This window comes from Spirillospora sp. CA-128828 (genome assembly GCF_050945415.1).
Taxonomy (GTDB): domain Bacteria; phylum Actinomycetota; class Actinomycetes; order Streptosporangiales; family Streptosporangiaceae; genus Spirillospora.
The window spans coordinates 3263831-3288301 of record NZ_CP191986.1 but is presented as its reverse complement, the minus strand read 5'-3'; the positions used below and the strand labels follow the sequence as shown (position 1 = coordinate 3288301).

Below are 24471 nucleotides of genomic sequence, written 5' to 3'. Positions count from 1 at the left end.
TGAGAAGTGGGACGCACCGTCCAGTCTACGGAGGCGGTTCCCTGAACAATCACGCCGTGTTCACACTTCCCGGTGCGCTCCTTCGTGCGCCGAGCGTGCCTTGTAAGCGGCGGTCCGGGCGGCCTTCGCGGTCGCCCGGTCGGGATGGTGGGCGCCCAGAGCCTCCAGGACGTCGGCCACACCCGGGTGGTGGGTGCGCCACAACTCCTCGACCATGGCCTTCATCTCCGCCTCCGGCGGCGCGTCGACGAGGGCGGCCTCGACCGCCTCCTCGGGCTCGGCCGTCTCCAGCATCCCGGCGACCGTGTCGACGAACACCCAGAGGTACTCCTCGCGGCCCAGCTCCCGCCCGGACGGGTCACCGGCGGCGTTCAGCCACATCGCGGCATAGGGCGACACGAGCGGATGCTCCCGGGCGGCCCGGACCACACCGGCCGCCTCCGGGCCGATGCGGTGCAGGACGGCGGCGGCGAGATTGCGGGCGCCCGGGCCGGCGGTCCGCATGACGTCCAGCAGGTCGGCGGCCGCGTCCTTGGGGTCGTGGGAGGCCAGCCAGCCGTCGATCTCCTCGTCGGCGGCGCCGGGCCGGTACCAGGTGAGCCCCGCGATCAGCGCGGACGCGCGCGCGCCGGCCAGCTCGCCGATGACCGGGGCGGTGAACCCGTCCGCGAGGAGCAGTTCCCTGACCGCCCACACGCCGAGCGGTGTCAGCGCACGTCCCGTACCGGACGACTCGACGATGCCCCAGCCTTCCAGGGTCGCCAACTCCAGGGACAACGCGTCCGGTACAAGGGCGGACATGGTGTCGGCGTCGGTGAGCTCGTACGCCTCCTCGACATGACCGAGGAGCGCCTCCGCCAAAGCCTCCGGCTCGGTCGGGTCCTCCTGCTCGTACAGGTGGATGAGGACGCCGGTCATCTCGTTCTGGACGAGTTCCACCGCGTCCAAGCCGTCCGCATAGTCGTGCCCGGGCACCACCATCGCCTCGAACAACGGAAGCCAGGCGGCGAGCAGCGCGGCGTCGTCATCGGACTTGAGTCCTGGCAGAGCAGGACCTGAGGACGCTTTGCCGTGCTCGGCCGTGATGACGTTCGCCTCTACGGCGCCCCACCACAGCCGCTCCAGCTCACCCTCGTCCTCCATCTGCCCATGGCGCCGCGGAGCCTCCAGGCCGAGCGCGGCACGGGCGGCCTCGGCGTCGTCATCGGTCAGCGTGTCGTGCTCGGCGAGTGGCCGCTCGCCCGTCCAGCCGGCCAGGGCCAGCACCGCGGCGGTCAGCCGGGAGCCGCGCGCCGCCTCCGCCAGTTCGGCGGCCGGAGCCAGCCGGACGGGCGGGACGACCAGCTCCGCGGCCTGGCGCAGGTACTCCTCGGTGCGCGCGTAGCGCTCCTCCTCGGGCCGCGCCTCGAAGTCGCGCACCCAGGCGTCGACGGCGTCCTGGTCGTCAAGGGAGACCCCGTCGGCCCGCATCAGCCCGGCGATGACCTCGGCGGCCGCCTGCCGCTCCTCGCCGTCGAGTGCGGCGACGACCTCGGCGAACTCGGGCGCCGTCCGGTCGATCTCCGCCTCCAGGGCCCCGGCGTCCGCCTCGCCGGCGGCGCCCGTGTCACGCAGGTAGGCGACGATCCGGCGGAAGGCCTCCAGGATGGTGGGGACGTCGTCGCGCCCGGCGACCACGGACTCGGGGAAGACCTCCAGCAGCAGCTCGCGGACACCCTGCGGCGTCAGCGCCTCCGGGCCTGTGAGCTCCATCTCCTCACGCGCGAGGTCGAGCAGGATCCGGACACCCTGCTCGTCCAGTGCCTCGCCGCGTTCGTCCGCCCACCGCCGCAGGTCGCCCGCGGTGGTCTCCACCCAGTTGTCGGCCACCCGAGAACCCTATTGGTCAGATCAGCTCCAGGGGGTCGATCTGGACTCGTACGGTCTCGGTGGCCTTGCGCGCACTTCGCACCCCCTGGGCCTCCTTCAGGGCGCGCGCCAGGGCGTGTCCCGCCGCCCTGGGCACTCGTATCAGCGCGCGTTCCTTCTCCTGGGTCTCGGTGCCGGTCTGCGGGACGGGAACGGGCCCGAGAATCTCCGCTCCGTCGGGCAGCCGGGCGTCGGCCAGAAGCTCCCGTATCGCGGCGGGAGACGCGGTCAGCGACGCCATCCGCACGGCGGGCGGGAAACCCACCTCCTTGCGCTCGGCCAGCTCCCGCTCCGCGTAGGTGACCGGATCCCAGCGGACGAGCGCCTGGACGGCCGGCAGCGTACCCTCGGCCGCCACGATCACCAGCCCCTGCGGGCGGACGAGCGACGCCGCGTTCATCCAGCGCCGCAGCGTCTCCTCCCCGGCGCGCAGGTCCGGCCGTCCGAGCAGCACCCACCCGTCGAGGAGCAGCGCGGCCCTGTACCCCTCTTCCGCAGTCGGCTCCGCCCCCGGTGTGGACACCACGAGCGCCCGTTCCGGGGCGGTCCGTTCGAGAACGGCGTCCCGCCCGGAGGTCCGCACCGGCACACCGGGGAAGGCCCTGCCCAGCTCCTCCGCCGTGCGCTTGGCCCCCACGACGACCGCGCGCACCTGGAAGAAGCCGCATTCGGGGCAATGCCAGTCACCCGCGATGTGCCCGCACCAGCGGCAGTACGGGGCGGCGTGGGACGAGGCCAGCGCAAGCGGCCCCTGGCACGCCCGGCAGCGCGCCGGTGTACGGCATCGCCCGCACGCGATGCCCGGCACGTATCCGCGCCTGGGGACCTGCACGAGCACCGGGCCGTCCTCCAGCGCCTGCCTGGCCGCCTCGAACGCGACGTTCGGCAGGCGTGCCGTGCGGGCGGCGGCGTCGCGGGCGAGTTGCGCGTCCTCCCCCACGTACCGGACACGCGGCATCGCCGCCCGGACGTGGTCCCTGTCGGCGGCGAGCGTGTGGGCCCAGCCGGCCTCGACCAGCTGTGTGGCGTCGGTGGTCCGGGTGAACCCGCCGATCAGCGCCCCCGCTCCCGCCCTGTGCGCACGCAGGGCGAGCACGTCACGGGGATGCGGGTACGGCGCGTGAGGCTCGGCATGGACGTCGTCACCGTCGTCCCAGAGCACGACCAGCCCGAGGTCGGTGACGGGCGCGAACATGGCCGCCCGTGTGCCGACGACCGCCCGCGCCGTCCCGCGCAGCACGGCCAGCCATCTGCGGTAGCGCTCGGCAGGGCCCAGCTCCGCCGTCAGGGCGACATGCAGCCCCTCCCCCAGCTCCGCCTTGAGCGCCGCGTCGACCCGGGCCACGTCATGTCCATCGGCCACCACGACGAGCGACCCGCGCCCGTTCTTCAACGTGACGGCGACGGCCCGCGCTATGGCCGCCGCCCAGCCGGGGCCTGGCAGAGACGTCCAGACCGCCCGCGGCGCCCTCCCTCCGGCCAGCGCGCTCAGGAACGACTCGCCCGCCGGATAGTCACGCCACGCGCCCGCATCGGCCGCCTCGATCTCGGCGGGTGTGGTCTCCGCCGCAGGCTCGGCCTCCACGCGCGCGTGCCGGGGCGGGACGGCCAGCCGCAGCACGTCCGCGAACGTGCCCGCGTACCGGTCGGCCACCTCCCGCACCAGCGCGGCGATCTCCGGAGTGAGAACGGGCTCGGACGAGGTGACCCGCTCCAGGAACAGCAGCTTGCCGTCGTGGCCGCTCTCGGCGACGCGCTCCAGCAGGAAGCCGTCGACGAGCTGGCCGGCGAAGCGCACCCGCACCCGGCAGCCGGGGACGGCCTTGGCGTCCATCTCCGCGGGCACCAGGTAGTCGAACGGACGATCCAGGTGCGGAAGCGACATGTCGACCGCGATCCGCGCGACCGGCCGCTCCCCGGCCGGACGACGCGCCCCCTTTTTCCCGGACTTGGCGGGCTTTCCGGTCTTCTTCGGCTTGTCCGCGGACGCCCGCGGGAGGTCGTCCAGCCCCGGAATCAGGTCCGTTCCCCCGCCGTCCTTCGTCACGTCCCCGTCCTACCAGATCAATCCGACAGCCGGCCTCGCACGCTAGGGTTGGTCCGATCGAACGGGGGTGCGCATCCGCTCTTCCCTCGCGCGATGCCCTTCCGCGCCCCCGCCGTCCGACGAGCCCATGCAGGCGATGTGACCACAGCGCATACCCAAGAGCGGACGGACGCCCAGACCCGGTACGGGGCGTCTCGCCGTTCCACGAGCCCTTCGTCCGCCTCCAAGTGGAGGAAGTGGGCACGCCACCCGGTGGTGGCCGCAACGCTCGCCGCGGGCGTCCTCCATCTGGCGTGGGCGCTCCTGCTCGCGACCGAGGGAGGCGACCTCGCGGCCCAGGCCGCGTGGACCGACTTCGCCTGGAAGCACCCGGACGCGGCGTACAGCTTCGCCTGGTACGGCGGGATGCACCCCGCGTCCTACAGCGTCATGTCCCCGTACCTGATGGCGCTGTTCGGCATCCGCACGGTCGCGGTGGTGACCGGCACGTTCTCGGCCACGCTGACCGCGTACCTGCTCAAGAGGTTCAGGGCCCCCGTCGCGTTGCCCGCGTCCCTCTGGGCCGCGTTCGCGCTGTCGTGCAACTCCGCCTCGGGCCGCGTCACGTTCGGCCTGGGGCTGATGTTCGCGCTCCTGGCGACGATCGTCGCGTTCACGCCGCGCGGCACCCCCGCCCTGCGCGCGGCGGGAATGGCCGGCCTCAGCGTGCTGGCCTCGCTCGCGAGCCCGGTCGCGGGCCTGTTCCTCCTGGTGCTCGCCGCCGCGCTGTTCCTGACCGGCCGCCGCCGCGCCGGCGTCTGCGTCGCCGTCGGCATGCCGCTCGTCGTGGGGACGACGAGCCTGCTGTTCCCGTTCAGCGGCGTCCAGCCGATCTCGCTCACCGCGATCGTGCTGCCCGCCGTCACGAGCGTCGCCGCGATCCTGGTGTGCGCGCCGAAGTCCTGGACGTTCGTCCGCGTCGGCGCCGGCGTCTACCTGGCCGGGATCGTGCTGACGTGGCTGATCCCCTCCCCCGTCGGCAGCAACGTCGAACGCCTCGCCCTGCTGTTCGGCGGGATGTTCCTGCTGTCTGCCGTCGCGCGCGCCCACGGCCGCCTCCGGATCGCCGTGCTCTCGCTGGCGTTCATCGTCACGGCGTCCTGGCAGGTGGTGAAGCCGGTCGACGACCTGATCCACACCGAGCCCGCCGGGGCCGCCGCCGATCACGCCCGCGGCCTCGTCTCCGAGCTCGACGCCCTGGGCGCTCGCGATTCGCGCATCGAGGTCGTGCCGCTGCGCTCGCACTGGGAGGCGGCCGGTCTCAGCCGGAAGTTCGTCCTGGCGCGCGGCTGGAACCGCCAGGTCGACGCGGAACGCCACGAGCTGTTCTACGAGAAGGGCGCGCTGACGCCCGGCTCCTACCGGGACTGGCTGCACGAGTGGGCCGTCCAGTACGTCGTCCTGCCCGCGCAGGAGGTCGACTGGTCGGCGCAGGACGAGGCCGCCATCGTGAAGGGCGGCCAGCCCTACCTCACGGAGATCTGGCGGGACGAGCATTGGCGCCTGTACCGCGTGGCGCAGCCCACGCCGCTGGTCGCCCCGCCCGCCCTCGCCCACAAGCTCAACGCCGGCGAGCTCCTCGTCGACGTGCCGTCCAAGGGGTCGGTGCTCGTACGGGTCTCGTGGTCGCCCTGGCTCAGCGCGACGGGCGGGAACGCCTGCCTGGCACGGGCGGGCGACTTCGTCCGGCTGGAGGCCCGAACCCCCGGCCGCTACACCATCGCCGCCCGCTACGGGCTGCACCGCGGCAACCACTGCGGTTCCTGACGGGCCGCACGACACGGGCCGCACGACGAGAAGGGCCCCGGGGAACGTTCCCCGGGGCCCTTCTCAGCGAGGACGGGTCACAGACCGGCGGCGGAGGCCAGGTCCTTGGCGCGGTCCGTCGACTCCCACGAGAAGTCGGGCTCCTCGCGGCCGAAGTGCCCGTACGCGGCGGTCTTCTGGTAGATCGGGCGAAGCAGGTCCAGGTCGCGGACGATCGCGGCCGGACGCAGGTCGAAGACGTCGTCGATCGCCTTCTCGATCTTCTCGGGGGCGACCTTCTCGGTGCCGAACGTCTCCACGAACACGCCGACCGGGTGCGCCTTGCCGATCGCGTAGGCCACCTGGACCTCGGCGCGGTCGGCGAGCTGCGCGGCGACGATGTTCTTGGCGACCCAGCGCATCGCGTAGGCGGCGGACCGGTCGACCTTGGACGGGTCCTTGCCGGAGAACGCACCGCCGCCGTGCCGGGCCATGCCGCCGTAGGTGTCGACGATGATCTTGCGGCCGGTGAGGCCGGCGTCGCCCATCGGGCCGCCGATCTCGAAGCGGCCGGTGGGGTTGACCAGCAGCCGGTAGCCGTCGATGTCGAGGTCGAACTGGGCGAGCACGGGGTCGACCACGTGCTCCTTCACGTCCGGGGCCAGCAGCTCCTTGAGGTCGATGTCGGGAGCGTGCTGGCTGGACACGACGACGGTGTCGAGGCGGACGCCGCGGACGCCGTCGTACTCGATGGTGACCTGGGTCTTGCCGTCCGGCCGCAGGTAGGGGACGTCGCCGCTCTTGCGGACGGCCGACAGCCGCTGCGCGAGCCGGTGCGCCAGCGTGATCGGCAGCGGCATCAGCTCGGGCGTCTCGTTGGTGGCGTAGCCGAACATCAGGCCCTGGTCGCCGGCGCCCTGCCGGTCCAGGTCGTCGACGCCCTCGCCCTCGCGGGTCTCGTAGGCGTCGTCGACGCCCTGCGCGATGTCGGGCGACTGCGCGCCGATGGACACCGACACGCCGCAGGAGTGGCCGTCGAAGCCCTTCTTGGACGAGTCGTAGCCGATCTCCAGGATCTTCTCCCGGATCACGCCCGGGATGTCCACATAGGTCTCGGTGGTGACCTCACCGGCCACATGCACCTGACCCGTCGTGATCATCGTCTCGACGGCGACCCGGCTCTTCGGGTCGTCCTTGAGCATCGAGTCGAGGATCGCGTCGCTGATCTGGTCCGCGATCTTGTCCGGGTGTCCTTCGGTCACGGACTCGGAGGTGAACAGGCGGCGAGACACGTACGTGAACTCCTTGCAGCGGCTGCTGACTGACGTCGCAGGACGGATTCTTGGTCGAGTTCGGCAAGGGACGCCGCCCCTCGCCTGGGTTCCCCACGGATGTTAGGGCCAGAAGTCTAGCGGGATCATTTCCGGACGACGCCATGGTCAGTCCGGGGAAGGGGGCCGCAGGCGCGCCGCGACGAGATCCCACACGATCTCGGCGAGCGCCTCCTTGGCGCCGCGCGGCACCTCGGTGTGCGAGCCGTCCGCGCCGAGGATCACCGCGGCGTTGTCGGGGCGGCCGAAGACGAGGTCCTCGCCGACCTGGTTGACGACGAGGAGGTCGCTGCCCTTGCGGGCGAGCTTGGCCCGGCCGTTGGCGAGCACGTCGTCGGTCTCGGCCGCGAAACCGACGATCACCTGCCCGGCCGGGCGGTTCCCGCCCAGTTCGGCCAGGATGTCGGGGTTCTTGACGAGCCGGATCGGCTCCGGCTCCGCCCCCTCCGTTTTCTTGATCTTCGAGTCGCGGTAGCCGGCCGGCCGGAAGTCGGCGACGGCCGCGGCCATGACGACCGCGTCGGCGGAGGCGGCCGCCGACACGACGGCCTTGTGCATCTCCTCGGCCGACCCGACGGCGACGATCTCCGCCCCGGCCGGGTCGGGCAGCGCGACGTTCGCGGAGACGAGCGTCACACGGGCGCCGCGGGTCACGGCCGTCCGGGCGAGGGCGTAGCCCTGCAGGCCGGACGAGCGGTTCCCGATGAACCGGACGGGGTCGATGGCCTCCCGGGTGCCGCCGGCGGAGACGACCACGTGCCGTCCGGCGAGGTCGCGGGCGCCGCCGCGGGCGAGGACGTGCCGGGCCACCTCGAACAGCTCGGCCGGGTCGGGCAGCCGCCCGGGCCCGGTGTCCTTGCCGGTGAGGCGCCCGGACGCGGGCTCGACGACGATCGCGCCGCGGTCCCGCAGCATCGCCACGTTCGCCTGCGTCGCCGGGTGCTGCCACATCTCGGTGTGCATCGCGGGCGCGAACACGACCGGGCACCGCGCGGTGAGCAGGGTGTTGGTGAGCAGGTCGTCGGCGAGGCCGTGCGCCGCCTTGGCGAGCAGGTCGGCCGTGGCGGGCGCGACGAACACGAGGTCGGCGTTCTGCCCGAGCCGGACGTGCGGAACGTCGGCTACGCCGTCCCACACCTGCGCCGAGACCGGTTTTCCCGACAGGGCGGCCCAGGTCGGCTCGCCGACGAAGCGCAGCGCGTCCGCGGTCGGGACGACGGTGACGTCGTGCCCCGACTCGGTGAGCCGCCGCAGCAGCTCGCACGCCTTGTACGCGGCGATCCCGGCGCTCACGCCGAGAACGACGCGCGGCTTAGGCGATGTCATGAGGCCACGATCCCATCACGCGCCGGACGGGCGCGCCCCGGGGGTTTGGGGGTGCCCCCCAGAAAACACATTGCGGGCATAGGCGAAGGCGGCCGCAGGCCGACGGAGTGCATCGGCCGGCCGGTTCTCAGCCCTCGATGGGCTCGGCGTTCAGGAGGCCCTCGCGCGTCTCGCGGAGCGCGATCGACAGGGGCTTCTCCTGCACCTGCGTCTCGACGAGCGGGCCGACGTACTCCAGCAGGCCCTCGCCCAGCTGGGCGTAGTAGGCGTTGATCTGCCGGGCGCGCTTGGCCGCGATGCTCACGAGGCCGTACTTGGTGTCGACGACCTCGAGGAGCTCGTCGATCGACGGGTTGGTGATGCCCTCATTGCTGGCTGCCACTCGGTGGCCTTCCACTGGTAGGTCGCTTATTGAACAGCCATCAAGGTTAGCAGCTCATCGCAGACGTCCTGGACGGACGTGTTGACGAGTGTGACGTCGAACTCCTTCTCGGCGGCGAGTTCGACGCGGGCCGCGTCGAGCCGGCGCTCGATGACCTCGGGGGGCTCGGTGCCGCGGCCGGTGAGGCGGCGGACGAGCTCCTCCCAGGTCGGGGGAGCGAGGAAGACGAGCTGCGCCTCGGCCATGGACCGCCGGACCTGCCGGGCGCCCTGGAGGTCGATCTCCAGCAGCACCGGCTCGCCCCTGGCGAGGCGTTCCTCGACGGGCCGGCGCGGGGTGCCGTAGCGGTTGCCCGCGAACTCGGCCCATTCGAGGAGTTCCCCTTCGGCGACGAGCCGGTCGAAACCGGCGTCGTCGACGAAGAAGTACTGCACGCCATCGGTCTCACCCGGGCGGGGGGCCCGGGTGGTCACCGAGACCGACAGCCACACCCGGGGGTGTGAGCGCCGGATCTCGGCGACGACCGTGCTCTTGCCGACGCCCGACGGCCCGGACAGGACCGTCAGCCGCCGCGCGAGCGGGTCAGGCGTTCTGGAGCCCTCCGGCGCAGCGATGGGTGCGCCGGAGCCGGACGAGATGGTGCCGGGCCCGGGTCGCCCCGGGCCGGCCGCGGCGGCCTGGCCGCCGCGCCCGCCCGAGAGTCGCGCGTCAGCGGTTCGCACTTCCGCCGAACTCACGCTCCAGGGATGCGCGCTGGTTCGCGCCGAGGCCCCGCACACGGCGGGACTCGGCGATGCCCAGGCGCTCCATGATCTGCTTTGCGCGGACCTTGCCCACACCGGGCAGGGATTCCAGGAGGGCCGACACCTTCATCTTTCCGATGACGTCGTCGGACTGACCCTCTTTGAGAACCTCGGCGAGCGAGGTTCCCCCGTGCTTGAGCCGGTTCTTAACCTCGGCCCGCTCCTTGCGAGCCTTGGCAGCCTTCTCCAGGGCTGCGGCGCGCTGTTCGGGGGTTAGGGGCGGAAGAGCCACGCCGGGTCACCTCAGGTTTCCACTCGACGGAGTCGGACGGGTTGGGAAACTAGCGAGTTCACCGCCCATAAGGCAACGTGAAGTGCCGTTTAGCCCGCCATAAATTCACGATTATCACTCCTCGGAGTGTCCTGAATACAGAGTGTACACAAAGTCGGGCCCGCCGACGGCGCATCCCCCTGCCTTGCTGGGACTTTCGCATGATCGTGAAAATCCCCCCTTTCCGACCCCATATGCGGCACTCCATGCCGGTTCGCCGCGGCGGTTCGCACCCCCGCGCGGCGGTCCCGCCGCGACGCCGGAACCGCTCCGGCGCCCTCCGCCGGAGACCCCGTGTGAGGTCTCCCACAAATGATCCCGACCGAGTGACTCTCGTCACGCCGCGCCGTTCAGCACGTCGCCCCGGCACCGTTACTGCCATCCTCGACAACACACCGCCAAGATCACCCGCATCGCCCGGAGGACTCCCCCACCGCACCAGCTCCCCGACCGCCCGCCGCCAGGGCACCGTCATGGACGCGGAACCGCCGGCCGTGCCGCCGGAGACCGACGCCGGCCCGGAATCGCCACTCCGCGTGAACGAGTTCATCGTCCGGCACGTATCGAATGCGAAGGACCGGGGTCCCCGCATTCGCATGCGACTAAAACCACAAAGCACGATCCCGCGCGCCCGAGAACACCCACGGCTCGAAAAGTTTCGCAGAAAGCAGATCTGTGCGGGCGCGTCCCAATGGCCGTCCGGCGGACGGCCCGGCGAGCGGTCAGCCGGTGCCCGCGGAAGTGCGGCGGAGGGCGGCTGCGATGGCCGCCGCGGCGGCGCCCGGGTCGGGGGCGCCGGTGATGGGGCGGCCGATGACCAGCAGGTCGGCGCCTGCCGCCAGGGCGTCCTCGGGGGTGGCGACGCGGGCCTGGTCCTGGTTGCCGGAGCCCGCGGGGCGGACCCCGGGGGTGATGAGCGTGATGTCCGGTCCGACCTCGGCGCGGACGGCGGCGGCCTCCTGCGGGGAGCACACCAGCGCCTGAGCGCCCGCGTCGACGGCGAGGACGGCCAGCCGGCGGACGGCGTCCAGGGCGGGCCCCGCGAGGCCGAGAGCGGTGAGATCGGCCTCGCCGAGCGACGTCAGGACCGTCACAGCGGCGATCTTGGTGGCCGGGACGGCCTCGACCGCCGCGCGGATCATCGCGGGGCCGCCGGCGGCGTGCACGGTCAGGTAGGACGGCTTGAGGCGCGCCACCGCCCGGGCGGCGCCGCGCACCGTGGCGGGGATGTCGTGCAGCTTGAGGTCCAGGAAGACCTGGACGCGGCTGGCGCCCCGGACGCTGGCGACGACGTCAGGTCCGTACCGCAGGTACAGCTCCAGGCCCACTTTGACGGTGGAGACGTGCGGCGTGACCAGGGTGGCCCAGCGCGCGGCCGTCTCCAGGTCGGGCGCGTCCAGCGCGACGGCGATGGGGGCGGCGGTCACAGCTTCTCCTTCTCGGGCTCTTGCGGGCGCACCTGGGGCGGGACGTACCCGGCGGGCTTGTGCGCGAGGCCCACGGCGTCGGCGAGCCGGCCGATGCGGCGGGCCGCGAGGGCCTCCTCCAGCTCGCGCAGGACGCGTGGCCCGGCCGTGGGGTCGTGGAAGACGGCGGTGCCGACGGCGACGGCGGACGCCCCGGCGAGGATGAACTCCAGGGCGTCCAGGCCGGTGGCGATGCCGCCGACGCCGATGATGGGCGTGGTGGGCAGCGCGGCGTGCACCTGGTAGACGCAGCGCACCGCGATCGGCCGGATGGCGGGTCCGGACAGGCCGCCGGACACCCCGGTGAGGGCGGGACGCAGCGTCCCGGGGTCGATCGCCATGGCCTCCATGGTGTTGATCAGGGTGAGGCCGTCGGCGCCCGCGTCGACGCAGGCGAGCGCGATCGTGGCGATGTCGGTCACGTCGGGCGCGAGCTTGGCGAAGACGGGAACGCCGGGCCGCGCGTGGTCGCGGACCGCGCGGACGACGGACGCGGCGGCCGCCGGATGCCAGGCGAACATGCGGCCGCGGTCCTCGACGTTCGGGCAGGCGATGTTGACCTCGATGCCGGCGATGCCGGGGACGTGCCGGAGACGCCGCGCCAGTTCGCCGTACTCCTCGACGCTGTTGCCGGCGACGGAGACGATCGTGCGGACGTCCTGCTCGATGAGCCAGGGCAGGTCCCGTTCGAGAAAGGTCTCCACGCCGGGCCCGGGGAGGCCCATGGCGGTGAGGAGGCCGCTGGGGGTCTCGGTCACGCGTGGTGTGGGCCGTCCCGCGCGCGCTTGGGCCATGACGGACGTGGTGACGAACGCGCCGAGGCGGGTGAGGTCGAAGAACTGGGCGAGCTCTCGTCCCGTCCCGCCGCACCCAGAGGCCGTGAGGACGGGATTGGGCAGTTCCAGGGGACCGAGTGCGGTCCTGACCCGGTCGCTCACTGCGAGCCCCCTTCGGAGACGCTCAGGACGCGTGGCGCGCCGAGGGCGTCGAACGGGATGGTTCCGAGGTCGCCCCAGCGGACCCGGTCGCCGCGCAGGACGGGGCCGTCCGCGCAGGCGCGGATCATGCGGGTCACGCCGTCCTCGCCATGGACGGGCAGCATGCACGTCATGCACACGCCGATGCCGCATGCGCCGGTCCGCTGCAGGAACTCCTCGACCGACACCTGGGAGGGCAGGCCGAAGTCGCCGGCGATCTGGGTGACCGAGCGGAGCAGGCTCGTGGGGCCGCAGCCGTAGACGACGTCGGCGCCCGTCTCCTCGATGACGCGGGGCAGGACGTCGCGGACGGTGCCCTTCTCCCCCATCGACCCGTCCTCGGTGACGACGGCCGAGCTGTCGCCGATGCGCTGGGCCATGCGGGAGCCGAACACCTGCCGGGCGGACGTCCCGGCGAGCACGAAGTGCACCTGGCAGCCGCGGCGCAGCAGCGAGTCGGCGAGCGCGAACACGGCGGCGCCGCCCGGGCCGCCGCCGGCGAGCACGCACGTCACCGGGTCGCGGGGCAGCCGGAACGGGCGGCCGAGCGGGCCGACGAGGTCGATCTGGTCGCGGGAGCGACGGCCGGCGAGCCAGCCCGTGCCCGGCTCGGTGTCGGCGAACACCAGCTCGACGGTGCCGCCGTAGTCGGACTTGACCTCGTGCACCCCGAAGCAGCGGCGGACCAGGCGGGACGTGTGCTCGCCGCCGACGGCGAGCGCCACGAACTGGCCGGGCCTGAACCGCTCGGCGATGGCCGGGGCCACCAGCGTCATCGCGTGGTAGTCCTGCACCTGGCGGACCGTCAGAACCGTCGCCGACGTCTGCACCGGTGTGTCGGACACCCGTCTCCCTCTCCTCGTCGCGTGCGCCGGGCGGGCCGGGCGGCGCGGAGTCCGCCCGGCCCGCCCGGCCTCTGTCACCCGGGCGTCACGGCGCCGCCGTCCGCCGCCGGGCCGCTCGCGCGCCCGTGGGCGCCGCTGAGCCGCTCGGCGTGCTCCTGGAGGGAGCGGACGCCGACCTGGCCGCCGGTGACGGCCTCGATGCCCTGCACGGCCGCCGCGAGGCCCTGCACGGTCGTCACGCACGGTACGCCCCGCAGCACGGCCGCGGTACGGATCTCGTAACCGTCGAGCCGCGGCCCGGACTGGCCGGGGCTGCCGAAGGGAGTGTTGACGATGAGGTCGACCTCGCCGTCCAGGACGCGCCGCACGATCGTGGGCTCGCCGGACGGGCCCGGACCCGCGCTGTGCTTGCGCACGATCTTGGCACGCACGCCGTTGCGGCGCAGGACCTCCGCGGTCCCTTCCGTGGCAAGAATCTCAAAGCCCAGGTCAGCGAGGCGTTTCACCGGGAACACCATGTGTCGTTTGTCCCGGTTGGCGACGGACACGAACGCGCGTCCCTTGGTCGGCAGCGAGCCGTAGGCGGCCTGCTGCGACTTGGCGAACGCGGTGCCGAACACCTCGTCGATCCCCATGACCTCGCCGGTCGAGCGCATCTCCGGGCCGAGAATGGTGTCGACGCCCTGGCCGAGCTCGTTGCGGAACCGGTCGAAGGGCAGGACGGCCTCCTTCACGGCGATCGGCGCGTCCAGGGGCAGGCTTCCGCCGTCGCCCGTCTCCGGCAGCAGGCCCTCGGCGCGCAGCCCGGCGATGGTGGCGCCCATCATCACGCGCGCCGCCGCCTTGGCGAGCGGCACGGCGGTCGCCTTGGAGACGAACGGCACCGTCCGGGACGCGCGCGGGTTGGCCTCCAGCACGTACAGGACGCCCGCGGACAACGCGTACTGGACGTTCATCAGCCCGCGCACCCCGACGCCCTTGGCGAGCGCCTCCGTCGACTCCCGGATGCGGCGGATGTCGTCGTGCCCGAGGGTGATGGGCGGCAGGGCGCACGCCGAGTCACCGGAGTGGATCCCGGCCTCCTCGATGTGCTCCATCACGCCGCCGAGGTACAACTCCTCGCCGTCGTAGAGGGCATCGACGTCGATCTCGATGGCCTCGTCCAAGAAGCGGTCGACAAGAACGGGGTGTTCTGGACTCGCCTCGGTGGCACGGGCCATGTACGACTCCAGCGTTGCGTCGTCGTACACGATCTCCATGCCGCGCCCGCCGAGAACGTAGGAGGGACGGACGAGAACCGGGTAACCGATCTCGTCGGCGATCTCGCGGGCCTCCTGGTAGGACGTGGCGGTGCCGTGCTTGGGCGCGAGAAGACCCGCCCTGTGCAGGACCCGCCCGAACGCGCCGCGCTCCTCGGCGAGGTGGATGCTCTCCGGGGACGTGCCCACGATCGGCACCCCGGCGTCCTTGAGCTTCTGGGCGAGCCCCAGGGGCGTCTGGCCGCCCAGCTGGACGATGACCCCCGCGACCTCGCCGGACTGCTGTTCCGCGTAGACGACCTCCAGGACGTCCTCCAGCGTCAGCGGCTCGAAGTACAGCCGGTCGGAGGTGTCGTAGTCGGTGGAGACCGTCTCGGGGTTGCAGTTGACCATCACGGTCTCGTAGCCCGCCTCGGCCAGCGTGAACGACGCGTGGACGCACGAGTAGTCGAACTCGACGCCCTGGCCGATGCGGTTGGGACCGCTGCCGAGGATCAGCACCTTGGGCTTGGCGCCCGGCGGTACCTCGGTCTCCTCGTCGTAGGCCGAGTAGAGGTACGGGGTCTGCGCCTCGAACTCGGCGGCGCAGGTGTCCACGGTCAGGTAGACGGGACGGATCCCGAGCGCGTGCCGCAGCTCCCTGACGACCTCCTCCGAGAGGCCTCGCAGCTCGCCGATCTGCGCGTCGGAGAACCCGTGCCGCTTGGCGCGCAGCAGTTTGTCCTTGGTGAGCGCGTCGTCGGCGGTGCGGATCTCCTCGGCGACCTCGTTGATGGCGGAGATCTGGTCGAGGAACCAGGGATCGATGCCGGTCGCCTTGTAGAGCTCCTCGATGCCGGCCCCGGCCCAGAGCGCGCGCTGGACGTCCCTGAGCCGTCCGTCATGCGGGCGCTTGGCCGACTCGACCAGTTCGGCGGCGTCGGCTTCGCCGGCCCAGCTGAACGACGAGCCCTTCTGTTCGAGCGACCGCAGCGCCTTCTGCAGGGCCTCGGTGAAGCAGCGCCCGATGGCCATGGCCTCGCCCACGGACTTCATGTGCGTGGTGAGCGTGCCGTCCGCGCCGGGGAACTTCTCGAACGCGAAGCGCGGCACCTTCACCACGACGTAGTCGAGCGTGGGCTCGAACGAGGCGGGCGTCACGCGCGTGATGTCGTTGGGGATCTCGTCGAGGGCGTACCCGATCGCCAGCTTCGCCGCGATCTTGGCGATCGGGAAGCCGGTGGCCTTGGACGCGAGCGCCGACGACCGCGACACCCGCGGGTTCATCTCGATCACGATCATCCGGCCGGTGCCGGGGTGCACGGCGAACTGGATGTTGCAGCCGCCGGTGTCGACCCCGACCTCGCGGATCACCGCGATCGCCACGTCCCGCATGTTCTGGTACTCGCGGTCGGTCAGCGTCAGCGCGGGCGCGACCGTGATCGAGTCCCCGGTGTGCACGCCCATCGGGTCGAGGTTCTCGATCGAGCACACGATCACGACGTTGTCGTGCCGGTCGCGCATGACCTCCAGCTCGTACTCCTTCCAGCCGAGGATCGACTCCTCCAGGAGCACCTCGCTGGTCGGGGACGCGTCGAGGCCCGCGCCCGCGATGCGGCGCAGGTCGTCCTCGTCGTGGGCGAAGCCGGAGCCGGCGCCGCCCATCGTGAAGGACGGCCGGACGACGACGGGGTAGCCCAGCTCGCCGGCCGCGGCCAGGCACTCGTCCATCGTGTGGCAGATGAGCGACCGGGCGGACTCGGCGTTCAGGCCCTGCTCGCGCGCGACCTTGGCGACGACGTCCTTGAACCGCTCCCGGTTCTCCCCGGCCTGGATCGCGTCCACGTCGGCGCCGATGAGCTCGACCCCGTACTTGGCGAGGACCCCGCCCTCGTAGAGCGCGATGGCGGTGTTCAGGGCCGTCTGGCCGCCCAGGGTGGGCAGCAGCGCGTCCGGCCGCTCCTTGGCGATGATCTTCTCGACGACCTCGGGAGTGATCGGCTCGACGTAGGTCGCGTCGGCGAACTCGGGGTCGGTCATGATCGTGGCCGGGTTGCTGTTGACCAGCGTCACCCGCAGGCCCTCGGCCTTCAGCACCCGGCACGCCTGGGTGCCGGAGTAGTCGAACTCGCACGCCTGGCCGATGACGATCGGCCCGGAGCCGATGACCAGGACGGAGTTCAGGTCTTCGCGGCGCGGCATTACCTCGACGCCTCCATCAGTTCGCAGAAACGGTCGAAGAGCCCGGACGCGTCGTGCGGGCCCGCGGCGGCCTCCGGGTGGTACTGGACGCTGAACGCCGGGCGGCCGAGGAGCCGCAGCCCTTCGACGCACCCGTCGTTCAGGTTGACGTGGCTGACCTCGGCGCGGCCGTAGGGCGTGTCGAAGGGGCCGTCCGTGGGGGCGTCCACCGCGAAACCGTGGTTGTGGGCGGACACGTCGACCTTGCCGGTCGTCCGGTCCTGGACGGGCTGGTTGATGCCCCGGTGGCCGAAGCGGAGCTTGTACGTCCCGAGGCCGAGCGCACGGCCGAAGATCTGGTTCCCGAAGCAGATGCCGAAGAACGGCGTGCCCGTGTCGAGAACGCCCTTCAACACGTCCACCGCGTAGCCGGCGGCCGCCGGGTCCCCAGGGCCGTTGGAGAAGAACACGCCGTCGGGTGCGAGAGCGAGGATCTCTTCGGTCGTGCTGGTCGCGGGCAGGACGTGCACTTCGCAGCCCCGCTCGGACATCCGGTACGGCGTCATCGCCTTGATGCCGAGGTCCACGGCCGCGACGGTGAAGCGCTTCTCACCCTTCGCCTGGACGACGTAGCGCTCCTTGGTCGAGACGTCCCGTGCGAGGTCCGCGCCTTCCATCGAGGGGCTCTGCCGCACGCGCTCGATCAGCGCGTCCTCACCGAGCGCCAGGGCGTCCGTGCCGCTGAAGATGGCGGCGCGCATCGCGCCCTTGTCGCGCAGATGCCGCGTCAGCGCACGCGTGCCGGAGATGGCGATGCCCACGACACCCTGGTCGCGCAGCGCGGACCCCAGAGAAGCGGTCGCGCGCCAGTTGGACGCGACGCGGGCGGGCTCACGCACCACGTAGCCGGCCACCTGGATGCGGTGTGACTCAGGGTCCTCGCCGTTGACACCGGTGTTGCCGATGTGAGGGGACGTCATCGCCACGATCTGGCGCGCGTAGGAGGGATCGGTCAGGGTCTCCTGGTAGCCGGTCATCCCGGTGTTGAAGACCATCTCGCCGAAGGTCTCCCCCTCGGCCCCGTACGCGGCCCCGTGGAACACCCTGCCGTCTTCCAGAACGAGCAGAGCAGGGTTCATTGGAGCTTCCCTTCCAGGACGGTCGGCTTGCCGCGCAGGAACGTCGCGACGACGCGGCCGGGCAGCTCCAGCCCCGCGAACGGGGTGTTGCGGCTCTTGGACGTCATCGCGGACGGGTCCACCGAACGGCGAGGCGACGGGTCGTACAGCGTGATGTTGGCGGGCGAACCTGCCTCCAGCGGACGACCCTGTCCGGAAAGGCGGCCGATGCGGGCGGGACGGGACGCCATGCGGTCGGCGACCCCGGTCCAGTCGAGCAGGCCGGTCTCGACCATCGCCTCCTGGACGACCGGCAGCGCGGTCTCCAGGCCGATCATGCCCATCGCGGCGACCGCCCACTCGGTCTCCTTGGCCTCGACCGGGTGCGGGGCGTGGTCGGTGGCGACGCAGTCGATCGTCCCGTCGGCGAGGGCGTGCCGCAGCGCGGTGACGTCGTCGGCGGTGCGCAGCGGCGGGTTGACCTTGAAGATCGGGTCGTACGTCCCGGCCTTGGCGTCGTTCAGCAGCAGGTGGTGGGGGGTGACCTCGGCGGTCACCGGGCAGCCCTTGCTCTTCGCCCAGCGGATGATCTCCACCGACCCGGCGGTGGACACGTGGCACACGTGCAGCCGGGAGCCGACGTGCTGGGCGAGCAGCACGTCCCGGGCGATGATCGCCTCCTCGGCGACGGCGGGCCAGCCGGCCAGGCCGAGCGCGGCGGACATCTCGCCCTCGTTCATCTGCGCGCCCTCGGTGAGGCGCGGCTCCTGCGCGTGCTGGGCGACGACGCCGTCGAACGCCTTCACGTACTCCAGCGCCCGGCGCATGATGACCGCGTCCGACACGCAGTGGCCGTCGTCGGAGAAGACTCGCACCTCGGCGGCGGAGTCGGCCATCGCGCCCAGCTCCGCGAGCTGCTCGCCGGCGATGCCGCGCGTGACGGCCCCGACCGGCTGGACGTCGCAGTACCCGGCCTCGCGTCCGAGGCGCCACACCTGCTCGACCACGCCGGCCGTGTCGGCGACGGGGTCGGTGTTGGCCATCGCGTGGACGGCGGTGTACCCGCCCATCGCCGCGGCCTTGGTCCCGGACTCGACGGTCTCGGCGTCCTCCCGGCCCGGCTCGCGCAGGTGGGTGTGCAGGTCGACCAGGCCGGGGAGGGCCACGAGGCCGGCGGCGTCGACGGTCTGCGCTCCGGCCTCGGCCAGGCCGGAGCCCACCTCGGCGATGGCGCCGTCCCGGACGAGGATGTCGGCGGCCTCGCCGCCCAGGATCCGGGCGCCCTTGATGATGTACGTCGTCACTGCGAGACCTCCTGGCCGATGGCGGGCTCGGAACCCCCGAGCAGCAGGTAGAGGACCGCCATGCGGGCGCTGACGCCGTTGGCGACCTGCTCGACGATCGTGGAACGGACGGAGTCGGCGACCTCGGCGGCGATCTCCACGCCGCGGTTCATCGGGCCGGGGTGCATGACGATGGCGTGCTCGGGCAGCTCGGCCATGCGCTCGGCGTCCAGCCCGTACCGGCGGCTGTACTCGCGCACGGTCGGGAAGTAGGCGGCGTTCATCCGCTCCTGCTGGACGCGCAGCATCATGATGACGTCGCTCTTGGGGATGACGCCGTCCAGGTCGTAGGACACCGAGCACGGCCAGGTGTCGATCGCGACGGGCAGGAGCGTCGGCGGCGCGACGACGGTGACGTCCGCGCCGAGCGTGTCCAGCAGCAGGACGTTGGATCGTGCCACACGGCTGTGCAGCACGTCCCCGACGATCGTGACCCTGCGGCCCTCCAGGTCGCCCAGCCGCTTGCGCATCGTGAACGCGTCCAGGAGCGCCTGCGTGGGGTGCTCGTGGGTGCCGTCGCCGGCGTTGACGACGCTTCCCTGCACCCAGCCGGCCAGCCGGTGCGGCGCGCCGGACGCGCCGTGCCGGATGACGACGCCGTCCGCGCCCATCGCCTCCAGCGTGAGCGCCGTGTCCTTCAGGCTCTCGCCCTTGGACACGCTGGAGCCCTTGGCGGAGAAGTTGATGACGTCCGCGGACAGCCGCTTCGCGGCCGCCTCGAACGAGATCCGGGTGCGGGTCGAGTCCTCGAAGAACAGGTTCACGACCGTCCGGCCGCGCAGCGTCGGCAGCTTCTTGATGGACCGGCCCGCGATCTGCGCGAGCTCCTCGGCCGTGTCGAGGACGAGCAGCGCGTCGTCGCGGCTCAGGTCGGCGGCGGAGATCAGATGGCGGTTCACCGGGCACCTCCCGCAGGGCCGAGCAGTACCGCGTCGCGCCCGTCGTTCTCGTCCAGCAGGACCTTCACGGTCTCGCGCATCGACGTGGGCAGGTTCTTGCCCACGTAGTCGGCGCGGATCGGCAGCTGCCGGTGCCCGCGGTCGACCAGGACGGCGAGCTGGACGGCGCGGGGGCGGCCGAGATCGTTCAGCGAGTCCAGCGCCGCGCGCACCGTGCGCCCGGAGAACAGCACGTCGTCGACGAGGACGACGACCCTGTCGTCGACGCCCTCGGCGGGCAGTTCGGTGCGGCCGAGCGCGCGGGCGGGCCGCAGCCGCAGGTCGTCCCGGTACATGGTCACGTCGAGCGAGCCCCAGGGCACCGGCCGGCCCTCGACCTCGCGCAGCGCCCCGGCGAGCCGCTCGGCCAGCGTCACGCCGCGGGTCTGGATGCCGAGCAGCAGGACGTCGTGGCCGCCCTTGGTCCGCTCGAGGATCTCGTGTGCGATGCGGGTCAGCGCGCGCCTGATGTCGGGACCCTCCAGAACGGCCTTGGGCCGAGGATCACCGTCAGCGACGCGACGTTCCTGTCCGGGGGCAGCATTCACCACCGAAACCTCCTTTCCCGCCTCACGGGACGGGCCTTAAAGGACGTCTTGTCGCACACACGTTAGCAGCCGGGCCCGACCGCCTTACACCCGGACCGCTCCACGTCTTCGCAGGTGAGAGCGGTCACATTCGGCGGCCCCCAGGGCGGCGGCCCGACACCGTGACGACCCCGCCGCGCCCCGCCCGCGGGGGGCCGCGGAGGATCCGGACGGCCCGGATCGAGTCCTGCGGATTCGACCGCTTTTTTCCAATCAGCTTGACCTGGGGCCGTACCCGTTTTACCGTCACTGTCCGTAACCATCCCTGGAGACAGACTCTTGAGGCCCTCCGGCTTCGTGAATCTGTCTCGCCCCGGTGACAAGCCGGGGTTTCAACGACGACGAAAGTGAGCCTGGGGGCCGCATAATGCCGTCTGAATACGCAAAGGCTCTCGGCGCGCGCCTGCGCGCCATCCGCACCCAGCAGGGCCTGTCCCTGCACGGGGTGGAAGAGAAGTCCCGCGGCCGCTGGAAGGCCGTCGTCGTGGGTTCGTACGAGCGGGGCGACCGCGCCGTCACCGTTCAGAAGCTGGCCGAGCTCGCCGATTTCTATGGCGTGCCGGTTTCCGAGTTGCTGCCCGGCGGAGCCGCGCCGAGCCCGCTCGGGCCTACACCCAAGCTCGTGATCGATCTAGAGCGGTTGCAGCAGCTTCCGAAAGACAAGGCCGGTCCTCTCGCCCGTTACGCCGCGACGATCCAGAGCCAGCGGGGCGACTACAACGGAAAGGTCCTGTCCATCCGTCAGGAAGACCTGCGTTCACTCGCGGTCATCTATGACAAGTCCCCGACCGAGCTGACCGAGGAGCTGATCGGCTGGGGCGTCCTCGACCCGGAGGCGCGCCGCGCCGTCGAGTCGTTCTGACACACCGCACCACCTGCTTCACCCTGATACACCGCATCACCGGGCCGGGGCCCGCCGCACCACGCGGCGGGCCCCGGTCTCTTTCCAGACCCCCGTCCTTGCCGGGAGCGTCCTGCCCGCGAACTCACCCCGAAGACCCGGTCTTGACCCGGCGAGGACGGGGGTTCACGAGACGGCCGCGGTACGGCACTTCCCCTCGGCACGTGAGAAGTCCCCGGCCGGACGCCGTCTTCCTCTCGGGACGAGGAGGGCCAGCGGGAGGACCGCGGCCATGACCGCCGAGCTCACGGCGAAGCCGGTGGTGAAGCCCCCCTCGCCGGGCACGGCGACGATGACGACGGCGCTGACCTGCGTTCCGAGGGACGCGCCGACCGTGCGGATGAGCGTGTTGATGCCGGTGGCCACGCCCGTCTCCTCCGCGGGGACGGCGGCGACGACCAGGTTCGCCACGGCGGCGTAGGCGAAGCCCAGACCGATGCCCCGCGCCAGGCCCCCCACGTAGAGCTGCCACATGGCCTCGTGCTGGGCGGCCACGAACGCATAGCCGAGGGCGGTCATCAGCGCGCCGCCGAACAGGACCATGCGAGAGCCGATGCGCCGGTCGAGAAGGCCCGCCGTCATGCCCGCGACGGTCATGCCGACGCTGGCGGGAAGTTGCAGCAGCGCCGCCTGGGTGGCCGTCCCGCCGAAGCCGTAGCCGGTGTCGCCCGGGAGCTGGATGAGCAGGGGGAACAGCAGGCCGCCCGCCATGAGCGCGTAGCCGGACATGAGCGAGGCGGCGTTGGCCGTCCAGACGCCGCGCACCCGCATGAGGCGCAGATCGATCAGGGGTTCGCGCACGCGGTTCTCCACCCACGCCCACGCGCCGGCCATGACGGCCGACAGCGCCAGGAGGCCGAGGACGCCGGGGGACGTCCAGCCCCAGTCCATGCCTTCGGTGAGGGCGGTGAGCGCGGCCACGAGCCAGGCCGCGAACAGGACGGCGCCCCACCAGTCGACCCGGGCCGCCGGTCGGGGCGCCGACCTCGGGACGATCCACCAGGCGAGGGCGACCCCCGGCACCAGGCCGATGACGGGGACCCACAGGAGCCACCGCCAGCCGAGGAAGTCGATGATCGGCCCGGCCAGGCACCACGACACGGCGCCGCCCAGCCCCAGCATGGACGACATGAGGCCGACGGCCGCGGCCGTCCGGGCGGGCGGGATCACGTCCCGGATGATCGTGTAGGCCAGCGGGAAGACACCGCCGCCGACACCGCCGAGGACGCGTCCGGCCAGCATGACCGGCACGGTCCCGGCCAGGGCCGCGACCACCGTTCCCGCGGTCGCGACGACCAGGACGGCGAGGAGCACGCGGCGCGGCCCGTAGAGGTCGCCCAGCCGCCCCGCCACGGGAGTGGCGACCGCCGCGGACAGCGTCATCGCAGTGAGCGCCCAGGCCGCCCCCGCCGGTGTGGTGTTCAGGCCCTCCTGGATCTGCGGCAGCGCGGGGGTGACCACGGCCATGGACAGGGAGTAGGCCATCACCCCGAGGAAGGCCAGCAGCGGCACCAGCCCGCGCCCGCCCTGCCCCGCCACCGGACCCTCCTCTAGTTCGCCGCCCTAACAATCTCATAGCCGGACGAACCAACACAGAGGGGACCCCACCACTCCCTCGACAGGCGCCTCGGAATGACCCGCGGGCCCGCGTCACGACGCCCCGATCGCCCCGCCCTCCCGCAGCGCCTCGATCCGCTCAGGGGACAGGGACAGGACCTCGCGCAGCACCTCGTCCGTGTGTTCGCCCAGCGTGGGGGCGGGCGCGGGCGGCGATGAGGCGTCGCCGATCCGCACTGGGGAGCCGGGCGCCAGATGCGGGCCGATGCCCGGCTGGTCCAGGACGGACATGAGGGGTTCGTCAGACAGGCCGGCGGCCACCTCCGCGAAGTCCCGGTACCGGGACCACAGCACGGACGTCCCCGTCAGCCCGTCCGCGACCTGCGCGCACGTTCGGGGCGCGAACCAGGACGCGAGCACGCCGCCGAGAGCCTCACGGTGGCGATAACGGTCGCCGGCGCGGCGGAAGTCGGCATCGAGGGCGCGTTCGAGGGCACCGGTCACCTCACCGAGACCTGTGGCCTCCACCAGGTCACGCCAGTGCCGGGCCGTGAGGACGGCGACCATGACGCGCCCGTCCGCGGTGACGAAATCGCGTCCGAAGTCACCGAACAGGTGATTTCCCAGACGGGCCCGGGGCTCGCCCAGTTGCGCCTCCGCGAGGAAGCCGAGATTGCCCGCGGTGGCCAAGGCGACATCCTGCAGCGCGACGCGAAGACTCTGTCCCTCCCCCGTGCGCAGACGATGCCGCTCGGCCGCAAGCAGCCCGACGGTCATGTAGAGCCCGCAGGCCACATCCCATGCGGGCAGAGCGTGGTTGACCGGGGTCTCATGGCCGGACGGACCCGTGATCGACGGGAAGCCCATGGCGGCGTTCACCGTGTAGTCGACGGCGTTACCGCCTTCACGCGTCCCCTGGAGCTGGACATGGATCAGGTCGGCTCGCTGCGCCTTCAGCTCCTCGTAGCCGAGTCCTGGGCGCTGCGGCGCGTTGGTCAGGACGGTCCCGCTCTGCGCGACGAGACCGGCGACCACCTCACGGCCCTCTGGGGAACGCAGGTCGACGGTCACCGACCGCTTGCCTTTGTTGAGCCCTGCCCAGTACAGGCTCCGGCCCGACGGCGCGAGCGGCCACCGGTCTATGTCGGGCCCGCCACCCACCTGGTCGACCCGGATGACGTCCGCGCCGAGCTGCGCCAGCGTCATCCCACCCAGCGGCGTCGCGACGAAGCTGGACAGCTCCACCACGCGCATCCCGTCCAGCGGCAGCGTTCCCGTCATGAAGCGATGTCTATCAGGAACCGCCATCCGCTCCTGGAACGGGGCCATGGCATGGGCACGGCATCAGAACTCGCCCGGCCCCCCGGGAACGGATGGTCGCACCGGCCGCGATGCTGCTCGTCACGGTGGCCGTCCGGCGGCTCGGCGGCCCCGCCGACCGGTACGGGCCCGAGACTCGCCGGGCCG

At 72.1% G+C, this 24471-nt stretch carries 19 protein-coding genes; 2 read left to right on the top strand and 17 right to left on the bottom strand.

Annotated features, from left to right (window positions below; translation table 11 throughout):
• Nucleotides 1–60 precede the first annotated feature (60 nt).
• Both ACQPXG_RS16260 and ACQPXG_RS16255 read right to left on the bottom strand, forming a co-directional pair.
• A complete protein-coding gene (locus tag ACQPXG_RS16260; protein ID WP_433468520.1) occupies nucleotides 61–1869 on the bottom strand; it encodes a hypothetical protein in 1809 nt (602 codons plus the stop codon).
• A gap of 16 nt (nucleotides 1870–1885) precedes the next feature.
• A complete protein-coding gene (locus ACQPXG_RS16255) occupies nucleotides 1886–3955 on the bottom strand; it encodes a primosomal protein N' (RefSeq protein WP_433468519.1) in 2070 nt (689 codons plus the stop codon).
• Between the two features lie 138 nt (nucleotides 3956–4093).
• Between ACQPXG_RS16255 and ACQPXG_RS16250 the strand changes: the two genes are divergently transcribed.
• Nucleotides 4094–5761: an MFS transporter gene (locus ACQPXG_RS16250; protein ID WP_433468518.1), complete on the top strand. Its 1668-nt coding sequence runs from the start codon at nucleotides 4094–4096 to the stop codon at nucleotides 5759–5761.
• A gap of 77 nt (nucleotides 5762–5838) precedes the next feature.
• On the opposite strand, the gene metK is transcribed toward ACQPXG_RS16250, so the two are convergent.
• The 13 genes from metK to pyrR form a co-directional block, all read right to left on the bottom strand.
• Nucleotides 5839–7032, bottom strand: a complete 1194-nt coding sequence (gene metK / locus ACQPXG_RS16245; protein WP_433468517.1) for a methionine adenosyltransferase — start codon at nucleotides 7030–7032, stop codon at nucleotides 5839–5841.
• Between the two features lie 147 nt (nucleotides 7033–7179).
• Complete coding sequence (gene coaBC, locus ACQPXG_RS16240; protein ID WP_433468516.1) at nucleotides 7180–8397, bottom strand: bifunctional phosphopantothenoylcysteine decarboxylase/phosphopantothenate--cysteine ligase CoaBC; 1218 nt, start codon at nucleotides 8395–8397, stop codon at nucleotides 7180–7182.
• A gap of 127 nt (nucleotides 8398–8524) precedes the next feature.
• On the bottom strand, nucleotides 8525–8779 hold the full coding sequence (rpoZ, locus tag ACQPXG_RS16235; RefSeq protein WP_021597645.1) for a DNA-directed RNA polymerase subunit omega: 255 nt from the start codon (nucleotides 8777–8779) through the stop codon (nucleotides 8525–8527).
• 26 nt (nucleotides 8780–8805) lie between these two features.
• Nucleotides 8806–9393: a guanylate kinase gene (gmk, locus tag ACQPXG_RS16230; protein ID WP_433469977.1), complete on the bottom strand. Its 588-nt coding sequence runs from the start codon at nucleotides 9391–9393 to the stop codon at nucleotides 8806–8808.
• A gap of 94 nt (nucleotides 9394–9487) precedes the next feature.
• Complete coding sequence (mihF, locus tag ACQPXG_RS16225; protein ID WP_026405770.1) at nucleotides 9488–9814, bottom strand: integration host factor, actinobacterial type; 327 nt, start codon at nucleotides 9812–9814, stop codon at nucleotides 9488–9490.
• Between the two features lie 761 nt (nucleotides 9815–10575).
• On the bottom strand, nucleotides 10576–11280 hold the full coding sequence (pyrF, locus tag ACQPXG_RS16220) for an orotidine-5'-phosphate decarboxylase (RefSeq protein WP_433468515.1): 705 nt from the start codon (nucleotides 11278–11280) through the stop codon (nucleotides 10576–10578).
• Nucleotides 11277–12257, bottom strand: coding sequence for a dihydroorotate dehydrogenase (locus ACQPXG_RS16215; RefSeq protein WP_433468514.1), 981 nt, complete (start codon nucleotides 12255–12257; stop codon nucleotides 11277–11279). Before ACQPXG_RS16215 ends, pyrF begins: the two co-directional genes overlap by 4 nt.
• Nucleotides 12254–13141, bottom strand: coding sequence for a dihydroorotate dehydrogenase electron transfer subunit (locus tag ACQPXG_RS16210; RefSeq protein ID WP_433468513.1), 888 nt, complete (start codon nucleotides 13139–13141; stop codon nucleotides 12254–12256). Before ACQPXG_RS16210 ends, ACQPXG_RS16215 begins: the two co-directional genes overlap by 4 nt.
• 74 nt (nucleotides 13142–13215) lie before the next feature.
• Nucleotides 13216–16581, bottom strand: a complete 3366-nt coding sequence (carB, locus tag ACQPXG_RS16205; protein ID WP_433468512.1) for a carbamoyl-phosphate synthase large subunit — start codon at nucleotides 16579–16581, stop codon at nucleotides 13216–13218.
• Nucleotides 16581–17699, bottom strand: coding sequence for a glutamine-hydrolyzing carbamoyl-phosphate synthase small subunit (carA, locus tag ACQPXG_RS16200; protein WP_433468511.1), 1119 nt, complete (start codon nucleotides 17697–17699; stop codon nucleotides 16581–16583). Before carA ends, carB begins: the two co-directional genes overlap by 1 nt.
• On the bottom strand, nucleotides 17696–18982 hold the full coding sequence (locus tag ACQPXG_RS16195) for a dihydroorotase (protein ID WP_433468510.1): 1287 nt from the start codon (nucleotides 18980–18982) through the stop codon (nucleotides 17696–17698). Before ACQPXG_RS16195 ends, carA begins: the two co-directional genes overlap by 4 nt.
• The gene (locus tag ACQPXG_RS16190) at nucleotides 18979–19920 is read right to left on the bottom strand and encodes an aspartate carbamoyltransferase catalytic subunit (RefSeq protein WP_433468509.1); all 942 of its coding nucleotides are present in this window, start codon (nucleotides 19918–19920) and stop codon (nucleotides 18979–18981) included. The genes ACQPXG_RS16195 and ACQPXG_RS16190 overlap by 4 nt, the downstream gene beginning before the upstream one ends.
• Nucleotides 19917–20510, bottom strand: coding sequence for a bifunctional pyr operon transcriptional regulator/uracil phosphoribosyltransferase PyrR (pyrR, locus tag ACQPXG_RS16185; RefSeq protein ID WP_433468508.1), 594 nt, complete (start codon nucleotides 20508–20510; stop codon nucleotides 19917–19919). Before pyrR ends, ACQPXG_RS16190 begins: the two co-directional genes overlap by 4 nt.
• Nucleotides 20511–20913: 403 nt before the next feature.
• Here pyrR and bldD point away from each other — a divergent pair, with 403 nt between their 5' ends.
• The gene (gene bldD, locus ACQPXG_RS16180; protein WP_021597992.1) at nucleotides 20914–21408 is read left to right on the top strand and encodes a transcriptional regulator BldD; all 495 of its coding nucleotides are present in this window, start codon (nucleotides 20914–20916) and stop codon (nucleotides 21406–21408) included.
• A gap of 165 nt (nucleotides 21409–21573) precedes the next feature.
• On the opposite strand, the gene ACQPXG_RS16175 is transcribed toward bldD, so the two are convergent.
• On the bottom strand, nucleotides 21574–22986 hold the full coding sequence (locus ACQPXG_RS16175; protein WP_433468507.1) for an MFS transporter: 1413 nt from the start codon (nucleotides 22984–22986) through the stop codon (nucleotides 21574–21576).
• 111 nt (nucleotides 22987–23097) lie between these two features.
• Nucleotides 23098–24285, bottom strand: a complete 1188-nt coding sequence (locus tag ACQPXG_RS16170) for a CoA transferase (protein WP_433468506.1) — start codon at nucleotides 24283–24285, stop codon at nucleotides 23098–23100.
• Between the last annotated feature and the right edge of the window lie 186 nt (nucleotides 24286–24471).

What these genes read in the sequence shown, in the direction of transcription:
- coaBC (WP_433468516.1), bottom strand. Translation starts at nt 8,397, where the DNA reads ATGACATCGCCTAAGCCGCGCGTCGTTCTCGGCGTGAGCGCCGGGATC.
- carB (WP_433468512.1), bottom strand. Translation starts at nt 16,581, where the DNA reads ATGCCGCGCCGCGAAGACCTGAACTCCGTCCTGGTCATCGGCTCCGGG.
- carA (WP_433468511.1), bottom strand. Translation starts at nt 17,699, where the DNA reads ATGAACCCTGCTCTGCTCGTTCTGGAAGACGGCAGGGTGTTCCACGGG.
- bldD (WP_021597992.1), top strand. Translation starts at nt 20,914, where the DNA reads ATGCCGTCTGAATACGCAAAGGCTCTCGGCGCGCGCCTGCGCGCCATC.
- ACQPXG_RS16170 (WP_433468506.1), bottom strand. Translation starts at nt 24,285, where the DNA reads ATGACGGGAACGCTGCCGCTGGACGGGATGCGCGTGGTGGAGCTGTCC.